Here is a 21778-nt window from a genome sequence, read left to right on the forward strand (position 1 = left end):
TTTTGATGTTTTCTGACCTTTTCCACAAGACAGGCTTGACCGGCGTGATGCTCGCAATGCTTGTCCTTTTCTCGGGATGCAGCAAGGACGAGGACACTGCGGCCTCTTCCGCGTCGCTCGCCGCTACAACCGTGAATTGTAACGCTACATCGAACCGGATCATCACCCTCGGCCCGGCCGGCATGGCCTATGCCGCAACCCTCGCTTTCGACGGAGGGGAGAAGTGGTGCTCGTTCGAATCCAATACCACGGTGGCGGCCGGGGTTGTGGGGCAGGATCTGCCCCTCGTGCTGGAGGTGAATACCTCCGACCAGTATCGCACGGCCGAAATCACCGTAACCTTTGCCAATGGTTATTCAACCCTGCTGCAGATGTGGCAGATGCCTGCGACCTCCTCACCGGAGGCGGCCGATTACCAGCGCTCCTGGGGCGAGCAGCCCGCCTATCGTCAGGGTAGCAATTATATCTACAAAACCTATCATACAACACTGGTCTCCACCAACCGATACCTTATGGGTGGCGTGCGGCGCAACTATTCGATCTGCTTCGATGCTTCGAACCGCATATCGCTGTGGGTAGCCTACCCGCTGCACGGGTGCTACACGACACCCCGGGCCAGTCGTTCCGACGCCTGGTCGTACGATCCCAATGCGCAGCAGCCCTTGATCGAGCAGTCGCAGCAGGCCAATATCATCGATACCTACGGCACGGGCGATGCCCGCGGTCACCAGTGCCCCTCGGCCGACCGCTACAATACGGCGGCCACCAACGAGATGACCTTCTACGCCACGAACATCATGCCGCAGAACGGCAGCTTCAACAGCGGCAGCTGGGTGCGGCTCGAGACTCTGATCCGCAACTGGGCGCCGACGTCGGTCACCGAGATGCGTTACGATACGCTGTTCGTCGTCACGGGCGCACACCTTTCAGGGCGGACCATTACGGACCGCAGCGGCAAGCGGGTCGGTTATCCCGACAAGTGCTGGAAGGTGTTGCTCAAGCAGAAGCGCGGACAGAACGAAAACCGGCAAATCTGGGAGTTCTCGGCCGACGAACTGCAGGCCGTGGGCTTCATCTTCACGAATGACCGGGCGGGCGGCCAGACCAAACTGCTCGATGCGGCCTGTACGGTTGAGGAGGTCGAGCAGCTGACGGGCTTCACCTTCTTCCGGAACCTCGATCCGGCGGTGGCCGCCGAGGTGAAGAGCCGCGAACCCGATGCGACGCAATGGCCCGGACTGGCAATTAACTGACAGACATATGTTTACTTAACTGCACAACCTTATGAAGAAAAACCTTTTGACAGGACTGATCGCCGTATTGGTGGCGGTGGCGTGCTTTGCGCAGAAGCCCTATAAAGTGGTCTTTTACAACTTCGAGAACCTCTTCGACACGATCAACGATCCCGGAGTGAAGGACGAGGAGTTTACGCCCGACGGTCCCAAGCGGTGGAACACGGTCAAGTATGAGAAGAAACTGGGCAATCTCGAACGCGTGTTGTTCGACATTGCGGCCGAGGACAGGGATTTCCCGGTGGTGATCGGCGTTTCGGAGATCGAGAACCGTTCGGTGATGGAGGATGTCATCGCGCAGCCCAAACTCGCACACGGCAACTACCGCATCGTACATTATGATTCGCCCGATGCGCGCGGCGTGGATGTGGGATTCTTCTACCGTCCGGATGTCTTCAAGCTGGAGGGAAGCGCCCCGCACCGCTTCGTGATGCCGGGGATGCCCGATTTCCGGACGCGTGATTTCGTGACGATGTGGGGTACGATCGAGGGCGAGCCGTTCTTCTTCGTGGTGAACCACTGGCCGTCGCGTCTGGACGGCAAGGAGGCCTCGTCGCCCAAGCGTGAGGAGGCCGCCCGCCAGGTTAAGCACATCGTCGATTCGGTCATGGCGCGGAATCCGGCCACGAAGGTGGTGGTGATGGGTGACCTGAACGACGACGCCACGGACCGCAGCGTCGTGGAGTGCCTGCAGGCCAGGGGCAAGATCAAGGAGGTCCACAAGGGCGAGATGTTCAATCCGTTCATCGCGCTGCTGAAGGCCGGATACGGCACGCTGGCCTATCGCGACGAGTGGAACCTGTTCGACAACATCATCGTATCGGAGAATCTGGCCACGGGATCGACCGGCAAGCTGAAGATTCTGCCCGTCGGCCACTCGAAATTCTACGGAGGCATCTTCCGCCGTCCCTACATGCTGCAGAAGGAGGGTCAGTACAAGGGCTATCCGCTGCGTACGTTTGTGGGCAACGACTTCCAGGGGGGCTTCAGCGACCACTTCCCCGTCTATATCTGCATTGGCAAATAACCAGCTAACAATAATTGTATGAAACTGAAAGCTCTACTTTTTCTGATGCTCGCCGCCGTGAGCTTCGTCTCCTACGCCCAGCAGGGCGGGGTCCGGGGCACGGTGGTATCGCGCAACGGGCGCGTGGCGCTGAGCAACGTCGAGGTGAAGATCGAATCGCTGGGCCTGACGGCCACGACCGACAACGACGGCCGGTTCCAGTTCGAGAGTCTTCCGGCCGGCAGCTACCGGGTGCAGTTCACGACCCCGGATTTCGAACCGCTGGAGTTGCTCGTGCGCGTCGGTACGGACCATGTGCAGGATCTCAAGCAGGTGATTCTGGTTCCGGGCAACCCCTCGTACGGAGGGTTCCTCGACGATGCGGTCTTTGCGGAGTTCGACAGCGACTCCTCGTCGTCGGACTCGCAGGCGCTTCCTTCGTCGCTTTCGGCCTCGAAGGATCTGTTCAACAACATTGCCTCGTACCGTTTCAGCGAGATGCGGTTCAACGTCCGCGGCTATGATTCGCAGTTTTCGGACATCTACCTGAACGGCATCCGCTTCAACGACGCCCTGACGGGCTACGGCCCGTGGTCGCTGTGGAGCGGTCTGAACGACGCCACGCGCAACCAGGAGAACCACACGGGGCTGGAGATGGCCGACTTCGGCATCGGCGGCATCGGTGGTCTGACGAACATCAACGCCCGGGCTTCGCAGTTCCGCAAGGGCTTCCGGGTGAGCGTCTCGAACGCCAACCAGATGTACCGTTTCCGGGCGATGATCTCCTACGGTTCGGGACAGCTGGACAACGGCTGGTCGTACGCCTTCTCGCTGAGCACGCGTCAGGGCGGCAACGGCTATGTCGACGGTGTCTACTACAATTCGTATGCCTATTTTGCCTCGGTGGAGAAGCTCTTCGGCGACAACCACCGTCTGGCGCTGACCTTCCTGGCCTCGCCCACGGAGCGCGGCGCGCAGCAGGCTTCGACCGACGAGGCCTACGCCCTGTTCGGCAACAACTACTACAATCCCAACGTGGGTTACCAGGCCGGCAAGCTGCGCAATTCGCGCGTGCGTAACACGCACGAACCGATCGCCATGTTGAACTACACGTGGGACATCTCGGAGAATACGCGTCTGAATGCGGCCACGTCGCTTCGCTTCGGCAAGAACGGCTACTCGGCGCTGACGTGGAACGGCGGTTCGGATCCGCGCGGCGACTACTACCGTTACATGCCGTTGTCGGACATGACGCAGTATGTTCCGGGCACGACGACTGACCAGACCTACTACTACTATCTGCAGAGCGCCGTTCAGGGGGCCCAGGTCTGGGACGGCATGCTGAAGTTCGATGACTTCTACCACATGAACCAGTATGTCGATACGGAGTTGACGGATCTGATGGGCGACAGCCGCCGTTCGAACTACATGATCGAGGAGCGTCACACGGACCAGCTGGACTACAACCTGGCCGTGAACGTGCAGCACAACATGCGCAACAACATGAAGATCGTCGGCGGTGCGAACCTGCGGGTGAACCGGACGAACTACTATTCGCAGGTGAAGGATCTGCTGGGCGGCGACTACTGGTACGACATCGACAAGTTTGCCGAGCGGGACATGGCCAGCGAGACGGCCTACCAGAACGATCTGGACTACTACTGGTCGACGGGTCACGCACGTATTGCCCGCGAGGGTGACATGTACGGCTACTATTACCGGGCCCACCTGCTCGAATCGGAAGCCTGGGCCAACTACTCGTGGGCCGTTGGCGGATTCTCGCTGGGTGTGGCCGGATCGGTCGGCTATTCGCAGATGTACCGCGAGGGTATGTGGCGCAAGGGCCTCTTCCCCGACAACTCGAAGGGCGATTCGAAGAAGCTCGACTACCTGACCTATGAGGGCAAGCTCTCGCTGGGCTACAAGTTCTCGGGCGCCCACTCGCTGGAGGCCAACGCGGTGATTCTGCAGCAGGCTCCGAAGTTCAACACGGCCTTCGTTTCGCCGCGTACGCGCAACAACGTGACGCCGGGTCTGAAGGCCGAGAAGGTCTTCGGCGTGGATCTGACCTACAACCTCAATCTGCCCTACATCAAGGCGCGTCTGTCGGGTTACTACACGACGATCGCGGACCAGGCCAAGGTGATCTCGTTCTACGACGATACGCGCAGTTCGTTCACGAACTTTGCCATGAGCGGCATCGACAAGCGCCACTACGGCGTGGAGCTGGGACTCTCGATTCCGGTGTGGAACGGCATTTCGGTCGTGGGAGCCGTCAGCTGGGGTGACTATACCTACACGTCGAACGCCGACTTTGTCCAGACGGTGGATAACGTCGACCGCATCGTACTGCGCGACAAGGTCAACTGGAAGGGGATGCACGTGGAGAGCTCGCCGCAGACGGCCATCAACGTGGGTCTGGACTACCGCGGAGCCCGCAACTGGTTTGCCGGCGTGAACCTGAACTACTACGACCGCCTTTACCTGTCGATGAACCCCTTCTACCGGACGAACACGGCTTCGGAGTACTTCACGAATCTGATTCTGTCGGAGCTTTCGATGCCGGAACCCAACATGACGACGATTGACGGAGCCCTGAGTTCGATCAACGAGCTGCGGGCTCAGGAGGAGTTCGGCGGTTACTTCACGCTGAGCGCCAACGTGGGCAAGAACTGGTATATCGGGCGCTACATGCTGGGCATGAGCCTCGAGGTGAAGAACATTCTCAACGATCAGGATATCCGCACGGGCGGTTACGAGCAGATGCGCATGAGCAAGGTTCGTGCGGCCAATACGGGCGATTATGTCTTCGGACGCTTCCCGTCGAAGTACTTCTACATGCTGGGTACGACCTATTTTCTGAATGTCTATTTACGATTCTAACAACCGAGAAGAGCACACATTATGAAAAGTCTTAAAATAGCAATAGCGGTTCTTGTCGGCGCATTGGCTGCGGGCTGCTACAACGATTTCGACACGCCGGCGCCCCGGAAAATCTATACCGATTCGGATATGGAGACGCTTGGTCTGGAGCAGGTGTCGATCAAGGAGGTCAAGGGGTGGTTCGAGTCGGCCTTCGGTTCGATCTCGGGGACGGGAACCAACGACAACTGGGAGACGACCAATACGCTGAAATTTGGCGATCTGGCGCCCGAGGAGACGAAATTCGAGGGGATGAAGGGTTGGCCCGACGCCTCGAACAAGTACATCAAGGGCAAGGTGATCAGCAGCGACCGTCAGGGTAACATCTACAAGTCGCTGTTCATCGACGACGGTACGGCCGGCATTGAGCTGAAGCTCTATAACGGCCTCTACCTGGACTATTACCTGAATCTGAATACGATGGAGAGCCAGTGGGTCTACGTCCGTCTGGACGGGCTCTTCCTGGGCAACTACCGCATGATGCTCTCGATCGGCGATGCGCCGTCGGATTCGAACAACACCGCGGGCAAGCACAAGCACTATGCGAACTCGAACCTCGACAACCCGAACATTGCCAAGCAGTATGTGCTGCCGGGCGAGAAGACGATGCTCGATTCGTCGAACATCACCGAGGTGGATCCCCAGACCTATACGTCGCTGAGCAAGGATCACTTCGGGCGTCTGGTGCGTTTCAAGGATGTGAAGGTGCGCTATGCGGGTGTTCCGAACCAGGATCACGTGGTCAAGGATGCGATGAAGAACGGTGGCAATACGAACATCTATCCGTCGTGGATCGTCACCGATACGGGTATTCCGCAGAACGCTCCGTGGTACTACATGGCCTACAACATCGAGAATATCCGTCTTTACGGATCGCTGCTGATATCGTACAACGATGCGGCCGAGTATACGTCGGATCCGGGCATCTATTCGGTTCGTACGAGCGGATATTCGCAGTTCGCGATGCGTCCCGTGCCGAAGGATGGTGCCGTGGGTACGGTGCTGGGCATCTACGCGATCTACTCGAAGAAGAGTACCTTCACGGGCGGCGAGAACGACTGGGCGCAGTATCAGATTTCGATCAGCCGGATCGAGGATCTGGACTTCAACGAGGAGGATCTGCTGACGGAGGCCGAGGCCGATGCGCTGGCCCGTTGGGCCTATGATAATGGATATTCCAGCTACGATCCGTTCGATCCTCCCGTGAAGTACGATCCGATGGGAGGTATGGAGGGGGGTGAATAACCTCCATCCGAGAGACCGATAAGGAAGGCGGCCCGGGAATCACCCGGGCCGCCTTTTTGCCGTGCGTCCACCGGCTTTTGCGGTGCGTTCGTTGGCCGGAACCCTTCCATCCCGGGAGGACCGGATCGGGTTCCGGCCGGAACCCGATCCATCCGCTGTTCCGGGAGCGGGACCGGAACTGCCCGGGAGAGAGGGGCGGAATCAGCCTGTTTCGGCTACAAATAGAAAGGGTCGGGACCTGTCAGGTCCCGACCCTTAACGTATCGGCGATTGCCGTCGTATGGGGTTATTTTGCCTCTTCGCCGGCGTCAGCAGCCTTTTCGGGACGCATAACCACCTTTACGAGATTGCCCTCGGCGAGGACCTTCTTGGCCATGGCCTGCACATCGGCTGCGGTCAGGGCACGCAGAGCCGGCTCGTAATCCTGAACGAAGTTGAGGCCCGAACCATACTTGGCCTGAATGTACCCGAGCCAACCGCTGTTGATCTCCAGACTGTTCTTCAGGCTCTTGAGCAGGTATTCCCGGGTCTTCTCGATATCCTCGCTCTTGGGTCCGTTTTCGGCGATCTGGCGGATCTCCTGCATGATGATCTCGCAGAGTTCGTCGGCCATCTCCTCGTTGGTGTCGAACGAGATGGTCATGTCGTAGCTTTCGTCGGGGATGTAGTCGGTCGAACCCTTGACACTGACGCCGTAAGTTCCGCCCTTCTCCTCGCGGATCGACTCGAGGTAGCGCGAGTTCAGAGCCTGGGTGAGGAACGTCAGCGCGAGTTTCTCCTTGAACTCGTAGGGCATTTTACCCGAGAAATAGTAGTAAACCGAGACTTTGGGCTGCTGCATTTCGATGCGGAAGTCGTCGGTGATCTCCCCCTGGACGGGCTGGGTCTTGTCGTCGATCCAGTTCATGGGCTTCTTGGTCGTGGGGAGCGAACCGATGTACTTCTCAACCAGGGGCTTCAGGGTCTCCGGATCGACGTTCCCGACAAAGGTGAACACGAAGCTGTTGGCGCCGTTGTAGAGTTTCGAGTAGATGGCGGGCAGCCGCTCGAAGTCAAACGTGTCGAGGAGTTCGGGCGTGATGTTCTGTCGGCGCGGATTGTCTCCGTAGACGGCCTTCAGGATATGCGTCTGCAGCTGGAAATCGGGGTCCGACTCCGAGTTGGCGAGACTGGCTCGGAACATCGTCATGAGTTTGTCGTAGTCGGTCCGGTCGAAACGGGGCTGCGTGAAGTGGAGATAGAGCAGCTGGAGCATGGTTTCGAGATCCTTGGGCGAAGCCGAGCCGCTCATCGAACTGTTGTAGTTGCTGACAGAGGGTGCGACGCTGGCGGCCTTGCCCGAGAGTTGTTTGCGGAGTTCGGTTGTGGAGAACTTGCCGACGCCGGACATGAGGTTGATGGCGGGCATGATGCTTCCCATGTAGTAGTCCTCGTTGGAGAGGAGCGAGAGACCGCCCTTTGCCACGGCGCTCATCAGCACCTCGTCGGCCTTGAAGGTGGTGGGCTTGACGACGATCTTCACGCCGTTGGCGAGGGTCCACTCCGTGGTTCCGAAGAGCTTGTCGACGTGTGTTTTCTTCACGCGCGAACCCTTGAGCTGGGTGCCTTCGGGGATGAGCGGCTCCTTGACGACGTTGTCCTCATAGGGATCGATCTCCGAAGCGATCACCTTGTCGCGGATGGCGAGCAGTTCTTCGGCCGAGGGGTTTGCGAGGCCCTCCTTTTCGGGGGCGGTAACCGTAATGACCTGATTGTTTTCGGTGAGGGTTTTGTTGGCGAAGTCGTTGACCATGTCGACGTTGATCGAGCAGATGAGCATGCTGTCGAGCTGCCATTCGGTCAGGGCGTCGGGCATGGGTGTGTTTTTCTGGAAGTTGCTCAGATAGGTCTGGACGAACGAACCGTTGTAGCGGTCGTTTCGGTTGGTGTAGGATCGTTCGACGCTGCGCAGCAGGTTTTTCTGGGTGCGTTCGAATTCGCTCTGGGTGAATCCGTGGCGGCGCAGGCGTTCCATTTCGGTGTAGATCGCCTCGAATCCGCGGTTGATTTTTCCATCCTGCGTAGAGACAACGAAAGCCGTGGCGTTGAGCGTGGGGATGATTCCGATGACGTCACCCGTGGCCATTCCGGCGCTGAGGAACGGGGCATCGGGCTGCATGGCGATCTCCTGCAGACGGCCGTTCTCCATCGAGGAGACGTACGCCTGGATGATGTTGAGCGTCTCACCGGCCACGGTGTTGGCCAGCTGCTGGGGGAATGCGGCGCGTTTGATGAAGATCTGCACCTTGGAACCCTGCATTTCGGGGTCGGTGTAGATGCTGACGATGGGTTCCTCGTTGTCGGGGACGGTGATCACCTCCTTTTGGGGGGCATCGGCTTCCGGAGCCGGGATATCGGCCATGAGTTTGCGGACTTTGGCCTCGACGGCTTCGGCATCGATGTCACCGACGATGATGACGGCCTGATAGTCGGGGCGATACCACTGGTGGTAGAAGTCGACGAGCTCCTGGTGCTTGAAGTTCTTCAGCCCGTCGAGATAGCCGATCAGGTTTCGGTGTTCGTATTTCGAACCGCGGCCGAGCGCCTGGATGAGCTTCATCGAGGATCGCCACGAAGCGCCGTCACGCGTGCGGAGCTCCTCCATGATGACGCCGCGTTCGGAGTCGATCTCCTCGGGCTGCAGGGCGATGAAGTGCGACCAGTCGTGGAGGATCAGCAGGGCGGAGTCGATGATTCCCTCGCGCGAGGTGGGGACATCCTTGATGTTGTATACGGTCTGGTCCCAGCTGGTTGCGGCGTTGAGGTTTGCGCCGAACTTCACGCCGACGGATTCGAGGTATTGGGTGAGTTGCTTTCCGGGGAGGTTTTTCGTACCGTTGAAAGCCATGTGTTCGAGGAAGTGGGCGAGGCCCTGCTGGGCATCGTTTTCCTGGATGGCGCCGACGTTGTGGATGATGTAGAAGTCGGCCTGCCCTTTGGGTTTGTCGTTGTGGCGGATGTAGTAGGTCATCCCGTTTTCGAGTTTCCCCGTGCGTAGTTCGGGGTCGACAGGGATCGGCTGCATCTGCGCGGTGGCTCCATAGACGGTGAACGCCGCCAGGGCCATCAAAATCAATCTCTTCATACGATTTTGAAATTAAAGGAGTTTATTGGTTTTGAGTATTTTCGGGACGATATTCGATGATGTCGCCGGGTTGGCAGTCGAGTTCGCGGCAGATGGCCTCGAGGGTTGAGAACCGGATGGCGCGGGCCTTTCCGTTCTTGAGGATCGAGAGGTTTGCCGGGGTGATGTCGACCCTTTCGGCGAGTTCTCCGAGGGAGATCTTGCGTCGGGCCATCATGACGTCGATATTGATGATAATGGGCATGTCAGCGGGGGAGGTTTGTCAGATGGTGAGTTTTTGTTCCTCGCTGAGGTTCTGACCGATGGCGAAGACTTCGGCCGAGAAGAGGATCAGGATACCCATGATGATCATGGTGTAGGAGAGTTGGAATCCGGTATCGACCGTAAAGCCGCTACCATCGAGGAGTCTGGCAGCATGGAGGTTCATGATCCGGTCGGCCAGGGCATTGACCAGTTCGGAGAGGATGGTCAGCACGCCGATTGCGCGCAGGCATCGTACGTTCCGGCGGTCGAGGGTCTTTTCCTGACGGATCGAGCGTCGGAGCGAGTGGATGATGAGCACCATCAGGACGATGATGGCGATAAAGAGCAGGGGGACCAGCAGGGTGAGCAGATAGAGTCCGATGCTGCCGCCGACGGAATGCAGTGCGAGGTGAATGGGCGAGGAGTTTTCGGCGGGTTCGTCGACGAAGAGTTCGAGTTGGGAGATTCGGGCCTTGAGGTTGATCTGCTTGTCGGACGATTGGATGTCGAGTTCGGGTTGCGCGATGATGTGGATGTTTCCGAGGAGATAGATCATGCGGGGGTCACCCGACTGGAGCCGTGCCGCGATCTCTTCGCCCATCTTCATGCCGGTTTCGGCGCCGCGGCCGAAGTCGCCCAGGACGTTGTGGATGATCCCCGCGACGATGACCAGGAAGAAGGCGATGTAGATGAACAGGAGCCTTTTGAGGAGCGATTTTTTGTTCTGCATGACACGTACGGTTGTCTGTTACGGAAACAAAGATAGCGAAAATTTCGAAAAACAAATAATATTTATCGTTTTTCGATAAATTTTTTTGGAATAGCGAAAAAAACGGTCTCCCAATGACTCGGGAGACCGTGCGAAGCTTCCGCGGGGTATGGATTATTCGACGTTGTCCTTGAGCTGTTTCCAGAAGGATGCGTTGACGGCCATGTTGATCGAGATGGCCAGCACGTAGAGGATGAACATCACGATGGTGGTGATGATGCTGACGTTGATGGCGTTGCAGAGGGCCTGGAAGAGGGAGAAGACGATTCCGACGACGATACCGATAACCAGCGATACGAAGAACATGATCCATTTGCTGCCATAGGTAGCGTCGTTCGAGGCCTTGATGGCCTGAATGGGGTTCTTGCCCTTTTCGATGAGGAAGTAGTATGCCAGCGACCAGGAGATGGCCAGGACGACGGCCGGAGCAAGCATGAAGATGACGCCGATCAGGATCGGAAAGACCATCAGTCCCATGGTGATGAAGAATTCACCCATGTAACGGCGATATTTTGCGTCGAAGATTCCCAGCGGGTTGATGATTTCACCTTTGGCGAGCTGGGTGGGGAGCAGGGTGATTGCGATCGTGGTTCCGATGTTGAGATAGGGGATCCAGATGGTGATGAGCCAGAGGGCAACGGCGGCGATGATCGAGGGGGCATTTTTCACGCCGATGGTGATTGCATCCTTGAGCGTTTCCGAGAAGTCGAGTTTTTTCGTCTCCATGGTTTTGAATTTTAGGGGTTAAAGAATAGGGTTAATGGAATGTCGGGTTTCGAAACCGGAGCCGGTAGCGGGTAAAAAATCCCGGGAGTCACGGGCAAACCACCGATGCGGTTTGCCAAATATACGAAAAATTCCTATCTTTGTTGCAACAAATGACGGATATGGCAGAAAAATCGCTTTATCACTATCGGGTTGAGCCTCAGGATGTGGATTTCACGCTGCGGGCGACGCTGGCATCGCTCGGGGGTTCGATTCTCAATACGGCGGGTGTGGATGCCTACGGCAAGGGTTTTGGAGTGGATGTGCTCAATGCCGGGAACCATTCGTGGGTTCTTTCGCGCATGGCCATCGAGATTGACCGGCGGCCTGAACAGTATACCGACTATACGATAGCCACGTGGATCAGCGACTACGGTCGGGTGCTGTCGACGCGTAACTTCACGCTGACTGACGCTGCGGGACATGAATTCGGGCGTTCGGTGACGCAATGGGCGATGATCGATCTGACGACACGCTCGGCGGTGGATCTCTCGTGGGTGGGCCGCGAGCACAACGATGCGGTGGTGGCGGTTCCGCCTCCGGCCGAGAAGCCGCGCAAGATCCGCGAGGTGAAGCCCACACGCAGCACCGAACACCGGGTGGTCTACAGCGATATCGACTTCAACCGCCATGTCAATACGATGCGCTATATCGAGATGATGCTCGACATGCTGCCTCTCGAGCGGCTGACGCTGGAGGTTCCTGTCCGGCTGGATATCCACTTCCTGAAGGAGTGCCGTTACGGACAGACGCTGACGGTGGGGTGCGAGGAGCGGGAGCAGTCGGTGCTGTTCGAGATCACGGGCGACGGAGCGACGGCGGCCGTACGGGCTTCGTTGGAGTGGCGCGCGTAACGCCGAGCCGACCTGCCGAGTTGAGTTGCCGAGCCGATCGGTTGCGCGGTATCGGCTGTACACCGGCAACTGACCGACAAACGACCGGCATGCTATGGCGTCCTCTGCGGTACACCGGGCCGCACGTCAACAATCGCCAGCGGACGGGACGTGATCCGTTCGAGAATTTCGTAAAACCGATTCCATGAAAATCACGATCGTGGGCCCCGCCCACCCGTATCGGGGCGGATTGGCCTCCATTCTGGAGATTCTGGCGCGGACATTCCAGCGCCGGGGGGCTGAGGTCCGCATCCGGACCTTCACGCTGCAATACCCCTCGTTGCTCTTTCCCGGCGAGAGCCAGACGGTAGATACCCCGGCGCCGGCGGATCTGCACATCACACGGTGCGTCAATACGGTCAATCCGCTGAACTGGCTGCGCATCGGGCGTGCGATCGGCCGGGATCGGCCCGATTTCGTGCTGATGAAGTACTGGACGCCCTTCATGGCGCCCTGCTTCGGTACGATCGCGCGTCTGGCACGGCGCAACGGCCATACGAAGGTCCTTTGCCAGATCGACAATGTCGAGCCGCACGAACATCACCTGATCGACCGTCCCTTCAACCGTTATTTCCTGTCATCGGTCGACGGCTTCATCTACATGTCCGAACAGGTTCACGGCGAACTCGGTGCCTATACGTCGGTCCCGGCGCTCTTTTCGCCCCATCCGCTGTTCGAGAATTTCGGTGAGCGGATCGAACGTTCGGAGGCCTGCGTGCGGCTGGGGCTGAATCCCGACCTGCGTTATGTGCTTTTTTTCGGGCTGGTCCGCGACTACAAGGGGCTTGATATCCTGCTCGACGCGTGGTCGCTTCTGCGGTGTCAGGGCAAGACTGCCGGCCGGCGGCTGATCGTGGCCGGAGAGTTCTACACCTCGAAGGAGCCCTACCTGCGGCAGATAGCCGACAGCGGGCTGCAGGACGAAGTGCTGCTTCACGACCATTTCGTTCCGGACGAGGAGGTGAAATACTACTTTTCGGCGGTTGATTTCGTCGTGCAACCCTACAAGACGGCCACGCAGAGCGGTGTGACGCAGATTGCCTATCAGTTCTGTGTGCCGATGGTGGTGACCGACGTCGGGGGGCTGGCTGAGATTGTCCCCGACGGTCGGGTCGGCTACGTCTGCGAGCCGACTGCGGAAGGGGTCGCGGCTGCCATTGAACGGATGTATGAAGGGGATCATCTAACCCGTTTTCGGGAAAACTGCGTCGAGGTACGTCGGCGTTTTTCTTGGGAGGAGATGTGCAACCGCATCACGGAGCTCTACGGACTGGTTGCCGGGAAGTGATTTCCTGAAGGGGAGGGGGTGAGCTTGACCTCATCGCGGTTCCCGTCTGTTCCTGCCGAGTCCCTGCCTGCCTCTGCCTCTGCCGAGTCCCCTTGTGCCTCTGCCTCTGCCGAGTCCCCGCCTGCTCCACCGCAGTCCCAGTTTGTCCTCGTCCGAGGCCTCGCTTGCCCTCGCCGCAGTTCCCGCCGCACTCCTCGCCTGTCCCGCCGCAGTTCCGACTCGCCCATGTCGCAGCTCAACCCCGACCTTTCCTAGACTCAGTCTGATTCCGGCTCGGTCCCATCCCGACACTTGCTTTGGTCCGGTCCCGACACTTGCCTTGGCCGACCCCGGCTTTTGCTATGGTCCCAATCCGCCCCGTCGCGGTTCCAACCGAATCCTTGCCGTCCTTTCCTTACGTCGTTGCCGCTCAAGCCGCTGCTGTCGGCCGGCCTCATCCCTCCCCACCCACGAAAATCCCCTGCCCGGGATAAACCGCAGGCAGGGGGCTTCTCCATGTATCGTTCGGAGTTCGGGCTATTTCTTGATGTTGGGCAGTTCGAGGCCGTAACCCTTCTTTCGGTCTTCGATCTTGAGGTAGAAGCTGAAGATGAAGGCCAGCACGCCGAATGTCGAGAAGATCATCATCGGGACGGTGTATCCGCCCGTGGCATCGAGGACCTTGCCGATGAGCAGCGGCACGAGGCAGAGACCGACGTTCTGGATCCAGAAGATCAGACAGTAGGCCGAGCCGAGGATCTTCGCATCGATGATCTTCGGGACCGAAGGCCAGAGAGCGGCCGGCACCAGGGAGAACGAGACGCCGAGGACGACAACGAGCAGCAGGGCGAACCATTTCGAGGGGAATGCCGGGAGCAGGAAGGCGAAGCTCAGATGGCAGGCGATCATGATCACGGCTCCGACCATAAGCATCGTGGCCCCCTTGCCGCGGAAGTCGAGCATGGCGCCGAGGAACGGCGTGAGGATCATGGCCAGAATCGGGAAGCAACTGAAGAGACGTGCGGCGGATTCGGCGTCGATCTGAAGCGTCACCTCGAGGAAGTTGGGGGCGTAGCGCTGGAAGGGGAAGATGGCCGAGTAGTAGAGCACGCAGAGCAGTGCGACGAGCCAGAACATCTTGCTGCGGAAGATCAGGCCGAGGTCCTTGACATGGAACTCTTCGTCGGAGGATTTCTGCTCCTTCATCTCACCGGCCGCGATGAGCTGTCGGTCCAGTTTGCGGTCCATGTAGACAAAAACCGTGTAGCACAGCAGTCCGATGATGAGCAGCACGGTGCAGAAGGCGACCGGAGCGACGACCGAGTGGTCGAATCGGTTCGAGATCATCGGGGCGAGCCACATGACAGCGAAGACACCCAACCGTGCGATAGCCATTTCGAGGCCCATTGCCAGAGCCATCTCCTTTCCGTCGAACCATTTGGCGATGGCCTTGGAGACGGTCGTACCGGCCATTTCGCAGCCGCAGCCGAAGATCATGAATCCGAGCGAAGCCATCTTGGCGCTGCCGGGGAAGGAGACCCACCAGCTGTTGAGCCACTCGTTGAAGGCCGTGGTCTGGAACCAGTCGGAGATACCGACGAACTTGATTGAGGCGCCGATGACCATCAGCGATGCGGAGAGCAGACCGGTGAAGCGGATTCCCATCTTGTCGAGGATGATGCCGGCGAAGATCAGGAAGAAGAAGAATACGTTAAGGAAGTATTCCGAAGCGGCATAGGTTCCGAAAGTACCGCTGTCCCAGCCGCGGGAGGACTCGATAAGAGATTTGAGCGGGGACATCACGTCCACGAACATGTAGCCGAAGAACATCATCAGAGCGATGAGGACCAGGGCTGTCCACCGCGCCGCGGGCGAATCGTTGAGTTTGCGTTGGATAGTTGCTGTCATGTTTTATTGGGTTTGGATTAGTCTTCGAGTTGTGCGTAACGCTTGAGGATGTCGTAAGCCTCGGTGATTCCGAGTTCGCCGGCCTTCGAGAGGTCGAGACAGCCTTTTCGGGTATCCTTCATGAAGATCTGGATGACGCCGCGGTTGTAGTAAGCCTCGGCGAACGCGGGGTTCAGTTCGATGGCTTTCGAGTAGTCCTCGTAGGCTTCGGGCAGGCTTCCGGAGAGGGCCCGGAGGTTTGCGCGGTTGTAGTAAGCCTCGGCGAATGCGGGGAAGAGCTTGATGGCCTTGTTCAGGTCGGCCACGGCCTCGTCGTAGCTGTACGTTCGTTTCGAGTTGTTGTTCAGCCGGTTGGCCGGATCCGAGTCGATCGATATCCGCTGATAGGAGTTGTCGATCGAGGAGATGAAGTCGATCATTTCGGCGCGGGTCGTCGAACGGTTCAGATAGAGGAACGGGTTCGAGGGGTTCTGCTCGATGGCCGTCGAGAAGGTGTTGACCGAGTTGGTGTACTGTTTGATGAGCGACTGCGAGACGCCGCGTTGGAAGAGCAGCGCCCAGTTGGTTTCGCCGCTCTTGAGCCTTTGGACATACTCCTTGTCGAGCATCACGAGCGTATCGGGAGCGATGTTGCTTTCGCGGCACGAGAGGGTGAGGTATTCGTTGCCGATACGGCGTTTGAAGTCCTCGATGCGCTGCAGACGATAGGGTTCGGGCATCGAGTCGGGGCGCATGAGCGTGAACTTGAAGAGCGGCAGCAGACGCATCTCCTCGTGTCCGCCGTTGTGTCCGGAGATGCTTTCGAAACCGGTCCCGGCCAGTTTGCTGTCGAACGACAGCAGACGGTCGAAACGCTGTGTGGTATCGGCGAAGATCGAGTAGGTGCTGTCGCTCAGCCGCGAACGGTATTCGGCGATTTTGCGCTGGGCGGTTTCGCGGTCGCTGCGGGCGCCCTTGGGGTCACGCAGCAGTTCGCGCAGCTGTCCGCGGTAGATGTATGCGTTCGCGAAGTCGGGGTAGAGTTTGATGGCCTGGGTGTAGTCCTTGACGGCCTCTTCGATCTCGCCCAGCTGGGCATGTACGCCGGCGCGGTTGTAGTAGACCAGCACGTTGTTGGGCGAATAGAGGGCCACGCGGTCGTAATCCTCCAGCGCGCGGTTGTAGTCGCCGATCTGGGTGCGGAGCATGGCGCGGTTGAAGTAGGTGAGCGAGTTGGTCGAGTCGAGCTGGATAACGCGGTCGAAATCGGCCAGCGCCTGCATCGGGCGGTTGGTGGCGTTGTAGACCAGTGCGCGGTTGAAGAACGAGAGCAGGTAGGTTGAATCGCACGAGATGGCCTTGTTGAAGTCGGCCTCGGCCTCCTTGTAACGTTCCTGTTCGAGATAGAGGCCTCCGCGGCGGTTGTACCCGTTGGGATCTTCGCGATTGGTGCGGATGGCGGTGTTGAAGTTCTCATAGGCCTTCACCGTGTCCTTGAGGTGGAGATAGCTCAGTCCGCGGCAGATGTAGGCATCGGCGACCTTGTTTTCCTGGCGGATGAACTTGTCGAAGTCGGAGATAGCCTCCTTGAACTGTTGGTTAAGCAGACGGGTGACCCCGCGGCTGTAGTAGGGGCCGGGCAGATCGGGGCGCAGTTCGATGGCTTCACGGAAGTCCTGCAGGGCGTCGTCGTAGTTTCCGAGGCGCGAGCGGGTGATGGCGCGATAGGTATATGCCTGGGTGTAGACGGGATTGAGGCGGATGGCCGTCGAGAAGTCCTCCTCGGCGCCGAGCAGGTCGTCGAGGTTGTATTTGGCGATACCGCGCAGGAAGTATCCCTCGAAGGCGTCCTCGTCGAATCGCAGCAGGATGTTCAGCGTGCGGATGGCCTCCTGGTAGTTGTTGTTCATCATGCAGGTGCGGCCCATCCAGAAGAAGTACTCCCGGTTGTATTGGGCGTGAGCCGCGTGAGACCCCAGCAGGGCGATACCGGCCAGCAGGGCGATGATGAATTTCCGCATTTTTCGAGTTTTTGTTGTAACGTCCTTTTGAGGGACTTTATTGTTTTGTTACGGTCCGGAGTCCCTTCCCAAGCCTTCACACGCGATTGTGGCCCGGGGCTCACGCGACCCTTCCCGTCCCCTTACCTTCCCGCCGGCCTTTACGCGTGAGTGCGGGACGGGCCCCGGGAGTGTTGCCCCGGGCCGGGCGGTCGGCTATTCGGTTTCGTATCCGAAGCGGCGGAGCTGCCGATCGTTGTTCCGCCAGTCGTCGCTGACCTTGACGAAGAGCTGCAGGAAGACCTTCTTGCCGAGGAACTGCTCCATGTCTTCGCGTGCGGCCTGCCCGACGCGTTTGAGTTTTTCGCCCTTGTGTCCGATGATGATCCCCTTCTGCGATTCGCGCGAGACGAAGATCGTGGCCGAGATGCGGTCGATCGTGGGTTCCTCCTTGTAGCTTTCGATTTCGATTTCGCAGCAGTAGGGGATCTCCTTGTCGTAGAAGCGGAGGATCTTTTCGCGGATGATCTCCGAGGCGAAGAATCGCAGGGTTTTGTCCGTGAGTGTATCCTTGGGGTAGAAGGCGGGGCCTTCGGGCAGCAGTTCGAGGATGGTCTTGAAGAGCCCCTCGAGGTTGAACTGCTCCTTGGCCGAGACGGGGACGATCCGGGCTTCGGGGAGGATCTGGTGCCACTTTTCGACCAGAGTGTCGAGAGCCGCGGGGTTCGAGAGGTCGATCTTGTTGATAACGACGATGGCGGGAATCCCGCTGTGGCGGATGTTCTCGAGGATCTGGGCCGAGCGGTCGCTCTGCTCGACGGTGTCGGTGACGTAGAGGATGACGTCGGCATCCGTCAGGGCGCCGTTGACGAATTTCATCATCGACTCCTGGAGTTTGTAGGCGGGTTTGAGGATCCCCGGGGTATCGGAGTAGACGATCTGGAAGTCGTCGCCCGATACGATACCCATGATTCGGTGACGGGTAGTCTGGGCCTTGGAGGTGATGATCGAGAGCCGTTCGCCGACCAAGGCGTTCATGAGCGTTGATTTTCCGACGTTGGGATTTCCGATAATATTGACGAAGCCCGATTTATGCATGTTGCTGTACTCTTTTCGGAGATGATTCGGACAAAGATACGGATAAAATGGCATGCCTGCAACTGTCGGGCGGTGAATTTACCGGTGGATTTTGTCGTTTAAGGGTGTTGCGGGTTCATTTCCGCCCCGCTGCGGGGACGAAAAAGGAGACCTTCGTTTTCGAAAGTCTCCTTTAGCTGTTTTTGGGGAGCCGAGTATTCGTTTATTTGCGGCAGGAACATGCTTCCTCTCAACTCTTCATTTTCGGCCCCTTCTCGGCCCATCAGTTCCTCTTGGCCCATCAGTTCCTCTCGGCCTTTTTCTGCGCCTCGGTCCCTTTTCTGTTTCTCTCGGTCCCTTTTCTGTTTCTCTCGGCTCCTTCGGCCGGGGGACTATCGCCGGCGGAACATGCCGCCACCGGGGACCTTGGGCATCTTCATGCCGCCGCCGGCTACGGCTTTCATCATCTTGCGCGTGTCGTCGAACTGCTTCATCAGGCGGTTGACGTCGGCCACGGTCGTTCCCGAGCCCTTTGCGATGCGTTCGCGGCGCCGGGCGTTGATGATCTCGGGGTGTTCGCGCTCGGCGGGGGTCATCGAGGAGATGATCGCCTCGGTCTGCTTGAAGACGTCGTCCGGAATGTCGACATTCTTGAGCAGCTTGCCCATGCCCGGAAGCATCGAGGCCAGATCCTTCAGGTTGCCCATCTTCTTGATCTGCTGGATCTGTGCGATGAAGTCGTTGAAGTTGAACTGATCCTTGACGAGTTTCTTTTTGAGTTTGCGGGCCTCCTCCTCGTCGAACTGCTCCTGGGCGCGCTCGACGAGCGAGACGACATCACCCATGCCGAGGATTCGATCGGCCATGCGCTCCGGGTGGAAGACCTGCAGGGCATCCATTTTCTCGCCGCTGGAGATGAATTTCAGGGGCTTGTTGACCACCGAACGGATCGAGATGGCGGCACCGCCGCGCGTATCACCGTCGAGCTTGGTCAGTACGACGCCGTCGAAATCCAACCGGTCGTTGAACTCCTTGGCCGTGTTTACGGCGTCCTGACCGGTCATGGCATCGACGACGAACAACGTCTCGGAGGGTTTTATGGCGGCCTTGATGGCCGTGATCTCCTGCATCATGGCTTCGTCGACGGCCAGACGGCCGGCCGTATCGACGATCACGACGTTGCAGTTCTTCTGCCGGGCATACTGAATGGCGTGTCGGGCGATCTCCACGGGGTTTTTGTTTCCCTCTTCGGTGTAGACCTCGACGCCGATCTGCTCACCGAGGACCTTCAGCTGGTCGATGGCCGCGGGACGGTAGACGTCGCCGGCCACCAGCAGCACCTGACGTCCCTTTTTGCTTTTGAGCATGGCGGCGAGCTTTCCGGAGAAGGTCGTCTTACCGGAACCCTGCAGACCGGCGATCAGCACGACGGCGGGCGTACCCTCCAGCCGGATATCCGTAGCCGTACCTCCCATCAGGGCGGCGAGTTCGTCGCGGACGATCTTCGTGAGCATCTGCCCGGGCTTGACGGCCGTGAGGACGTTCTGTCCCAGAGCCTTCTGCTTGACCTCGTCGGTGAACGACTTGGCGACCTTGTAGTTGACGTCGGCGTCGATCAGGGCGCGACGGATCTCCTTGAGGGTTTCGGCGACGTTGATTTCCGTGATGCGGCCTTCTCCCTTGAGGATTTTGAACGACCGTTCGAGTTTATCGGTAAGGTTTTCGAACATATTTCTTAAAAAGGATTTCGAGCGTTTTGGTTTCCAAAGCGCAAAGTTAATAAGAAATTCAGAAAGCGCAATCCGGGGCCGGGAAAATTGTCCCGTGAGCGCGATCGGTCGGCCGCGAAAAAACGGGGAGCGACGTGCATGCATGTCGCTCCCCGTCTCGGGATGGCCTGCGCGGGGTGCGCCGCGGGGCGCATCTGCCGCAGAGGTGTTCGGTTCGGTCTATTTTTCGCTCTCTTCGGCCTCGATTTCGTCCTTGTAGGCATCGAGGATCTCCTGCGGCACGCCCGGGCAACGCTTGTAGACGGAGACATTCTGGGCGTCGTCGGTGGCGATCCAGGTCATGCGGTCGGAGAAGAGGTTGCGGATGATGTAGCGATGGTTCCAGTCTCCGTTCTCGTAGTCGTACATGCCGCGGATGACCGAGCCGAGGGATTCGTCGGTCGAGAGGTTGTAGACGCCGGTGATCCGGCGGGGACCGAAGCTGTCGAGATTCTGGTAGATGGTGAACTCGTTTCCGTCGCGGTAGGAGAGCTCGATGTAGACGTAGCTGCCGTCGGCCAGGGCTTCGCCGTTGTTCCAGGAGTCGAGTTTCCACGTACCGGAGAGGTTGTAGAGCGAGACTTCGAGTCCGGGGTCGTCGTAGCTTTTGTCGTCATCGCAGGCGGTCAGGCCGAATGCGAAGAGCATCAGGAGCGAGATTTTGAGCAGATTTTTCATATTTCGTTAGTTGTTGTTCACAGATTTGGATTCGTTGGTGGTTGGGTCGAAGTAGACTGTCACGGCGCTTTGCGAGGGCGGGAGCCCCACACCGCGCAGGAAGAGCGGCACCCGCTGGGGGGCACGGCCGGCCGTCGGATCGAACCGCACGGTCAGCTCGCCGATCTCTCCCGGTCGGAGCACCTCGGGCTTGAATCCGGCCCGGATGCAGGGGGCAGGATCCGCGTATCGACGCCTATGCGCAGGGTGTCGTTTCCGCCGTTGAGGCACTCGATTCGTTCGACGGCCTTCAGCTGCGGGTCGAGGTGGATCGCCTCCTGCTTGAGGAGCAGATTCCCGCGGGCATGGGGGTAGGCGTAGGTCGGACGGGCCGAGGGGATCACCTCGCCGGAGAGTTCGAGGATGGCCGTCGGCGCATTCGCGGCGAGTTGCGTGAAGAGGAAGATCTTCCGCGTGAAGCTGCCGGGATGGCCTTTGGGGTGGTTGGTGACGGTAACCGTCGCCTTCTCTCCGGGTTTGACCGGCTGGCGGTCCCACGACGGGGCGGCGCAGCCGCACGTGGTCGTGATGCGGGTGATGACCAGGGGTTTGTCGCCGACGTTCTGCCACTCGAAGCGGTAGTTTTTCGGGCCGTCGTCTTCGCCGATCGGACCGGTTTCGATCCGTTTGGCGACGAACCGCATTGCCTGAGCGCCGTTGGCCAGTGCAGGGTTGGCCATGCTGTCGAGCCGCTGACGGGGAACGATGTGAAACTGTCCCCGGACGGGGGAGGCGGCGCCGAGTGCCGCCGCCATCCCCATCGGGACCAGAATCTTCGTTATGAGCGATCTTCCGGGCATAA

17 protein-coding genes are annotated in these 21778 nt (G+C 58.9%); 6 read left to right on the top strand and 11 right to left on the bottom strand.

Annotated features, from left to right (window positions below):
• Positions 1-131 precede the first annotated feature (131 nt).
• The 4 genes from PUQ42_RS00770 to PUQ42_RS00785 are packed head-to-tail and all read left to right on the top strand — an operon-like array spanning position 132 to position 6465.
• Positions 132-1253, top strand: a complete 1122-nt coding sequence (locus PUQ42_RS00770) for a DNA/RNA non-specific endonuclease (protein WP_273369919.1) — start codon at positions 132-134, stop codon at positions 1251-1253.
• Positions 1254-1284: 31 nt separating this feature from the next.
• Positions 1285-2319, top strand: coding sequence for an endonuclease/exonuclease/phosphatase family protein (locus PUQ42_RS00775; RefSeq protein WP_273369921.1), 1035 nt, complete (start codon positions 1285-1287; stop codon positions 2317-2319).
• 18 nt (positions 2320-2337) lie between these two features.
• Positions 2338-5181 carry a TonB-dependent receptor gene (locus tag PUQ42_RS00780; protein WP_273369922.1) on the top strand — a complete coding sequence of 948 codons (2844 nt, stop codon included), beginning with the start codon at positions 2338-2340 and terminating at the stop codon, positions 5179-5181.
• Positions 5182-5202: 21 nt separating this feature from the next.
• Positions 5203-6465 (top strand): DUF5689 domain-containing protein, encoded by a 1263-nt coding sequence (locus PUQ42_RS00785; RefSeq protein WP_273369923.1) that lies wholly within the window; start codon positions 5203-5205, stop codon positions 6463-6465.
• Between the two features lie 286 nt (positions 6466-6751).
• On the opposite strand, the gene PUQ42_RS00790 is transcribed toward PUQ42_RS00785, so the two are convergent.
• From PUQ42_RS00790 to PUQ42_RS00805, 4 genes are all read right to left on the bottom strand, one after another.
• On the bottom strand, positions 6752-9589 hold the full coding sequence (locus PUQ42_RS00790; protein WP_273369924.1) for a M16 family metallopeptidase: 2838 nt from the start codon (positions 9587-9589) through the stop codon (positions 6752-6754).
• A gap of 22 nt (positions 9590-9611) precedes the next feature.
• Positions 9612-9833 (bottom strand): helix-turn-helix domain-containing protein, encoded by a 222-nt coding sequence (locus PUQ42_RS00795; RefSeq protein ID WP_087309174.1) that lies wholly within the window; start codon positions 9831-9833, stop codon positions 9612-9614.
• An 18-nt stretch (positions 9834-9851) separates the two neighbouring features.
• On the bottom strand, positions 9852-10562 hold the full coding sequence (locus tag PUQ42_RS00800; protein ID WP_087309175.1) for a DUF2975 domain-containing protein: 711 nt from the start codon (positions 10560-10562) through the stop codon (positions 9852-9854).
• A gap of 153 nt (positions 10563-10715) precedes the next feature.
• Complete coding sequence (locus tag PUQ42_RS00805) at positions 10716-11327, bottom strand: hypothetical protein (protein ID WP_087309176.1); 612 nt, start codon at positions 11325-11327, stop codon at positions 10716-10718.
• 161 nt (positions 11328-11488) lie between these two features.
• Between PUQ42_RS00805 and PUQ42_RS00810 the strand changes: the two genes are divergently transcribed.
• Together PUQ42_RS00810 and PUQ42_RS00815 are read left to right on the top strand one after the other, a co-directional pair.
• The gene (locus PUQ42_RS00810; protein WP_273369925.1) at positions 11489-12220 is read left to right on the top strand and encodes an acyl-[acyl-carrier-protein] thioesterase; all 732 of its coding nucleotides are present in this window, start codon (positions 11489-11491) and stop codon (positions 12218-12220) included.
• Positions 12221-12404: 184 nt separating this feature from the next.
• A complete protein-coding gene (locus PUQ42_RS00815) occupies positions 12405-13547 on the top strand; it encodes a glycosyltransferase (RefSeq protein WP_087309177.1) in 1143 nt (380 codons plus the stop codon).
• A gap of 516 nt (positions 13548-14063) precedes the next feature.
• On the opposite strand, the gene PUQ42_RS00820 is transcribed toward PUQ42_RS00815, so the two are convergent.
• The 7 genes from PUQ42_RS00820 to PUQ42_RS00850 all read right to left on the bottom strand — a co-directional run bounded on the left by PUQ42_RS00820 (position 14064) and on the right by PUQ42_RS00850 (position 21776).
• On the bottom strand, positions 14064-15434 hold the full coding sequence (locus tag PUQ42_RS00820; protein WP_197714860.1) for an MFS transporter: 1371 nt from the start codon (positions 15432-15434) through the stop codon (positions 14064-14066).
• Positions 15435-15451: 17 nt separating this feature from the next.
• Positions 15452-17434 (bottom strand): tetratricopeptide repeat protein, encoded by a 1983-nt coding sequence (locus PUQ42_RS00825; protein ID WP_122120631.1) that lies wholly within the window; start codon positions 17432-17434, stop codon positions 15452-15454.
• A 195-nt stretch (positions 17435-17629) separates the two neighbouring features.
• Positions 17630-18511: a GTPase Era gene (era, locus tag PUQ42_RS00830; protein WP_087404037.1), complete on the bottom strand. Its 882-nt coding sequence runs from the start codon at positions 18509-18511 to the stop codon at positions 17630-17632.
• Positions 18512-18882: 371 nt separating this feature from the next.
• Positions 18883-20220, bottom strand: coding sequence for a signal recognition particle protein (gene ffh, locus PUQ42_RS00835; RefSeq protein WP_087309180.1), 1338 nt, complete (start codon positions 20218-20220; stop codon positions 18883-18885).
• A gap of 219 nt (positions 20221-20439) precedes the next feature.
• Positions 20440-20937 carry a lipocalin family protein gene (locus PUQ42_RS00840; protein WP_273369926.1) on the bottom strand — a complete coding sequence of 166 codons (498 nt, stop codon included), beginning with the start codon at positions 20935-20937 and terminating at the stop codon, positions 20440-20442.
• 6 nt (positions 20938-20943) lie between these two features.
• Entirely contained in the window at positions 20944-21120 is a 177-nt protein-coding gene (locus tag PUQ42_RS00845; protein WP_273369927.1) for a hypothetical protein, read from the bottom strand.
• Entirely contained in the window at positions 21090-21776 is a 687-nt protein-coding gene (locus PUQ42_RS00850) for a DUF1573 domain-containing protein (protein ID WP_273369928.1), read from the bottom strand. Before PUQ42_RS00850 ends, PUQ42_RS00845 begins: the two co-directional genes overlap by 31 nt.
• Between the last annotated feature and the right edge of the window lie 2 nt (positions 21777-21778).

The sequence above is a fragment of the Alistipes megaguti genome (genome assembly GCF_944320325.1).
GTDB lineage: Bacteria > Bacteroidota > Bacteroidia > Bacteroidales > Rikenellaceae > Alistipes > Alistipes megaguti.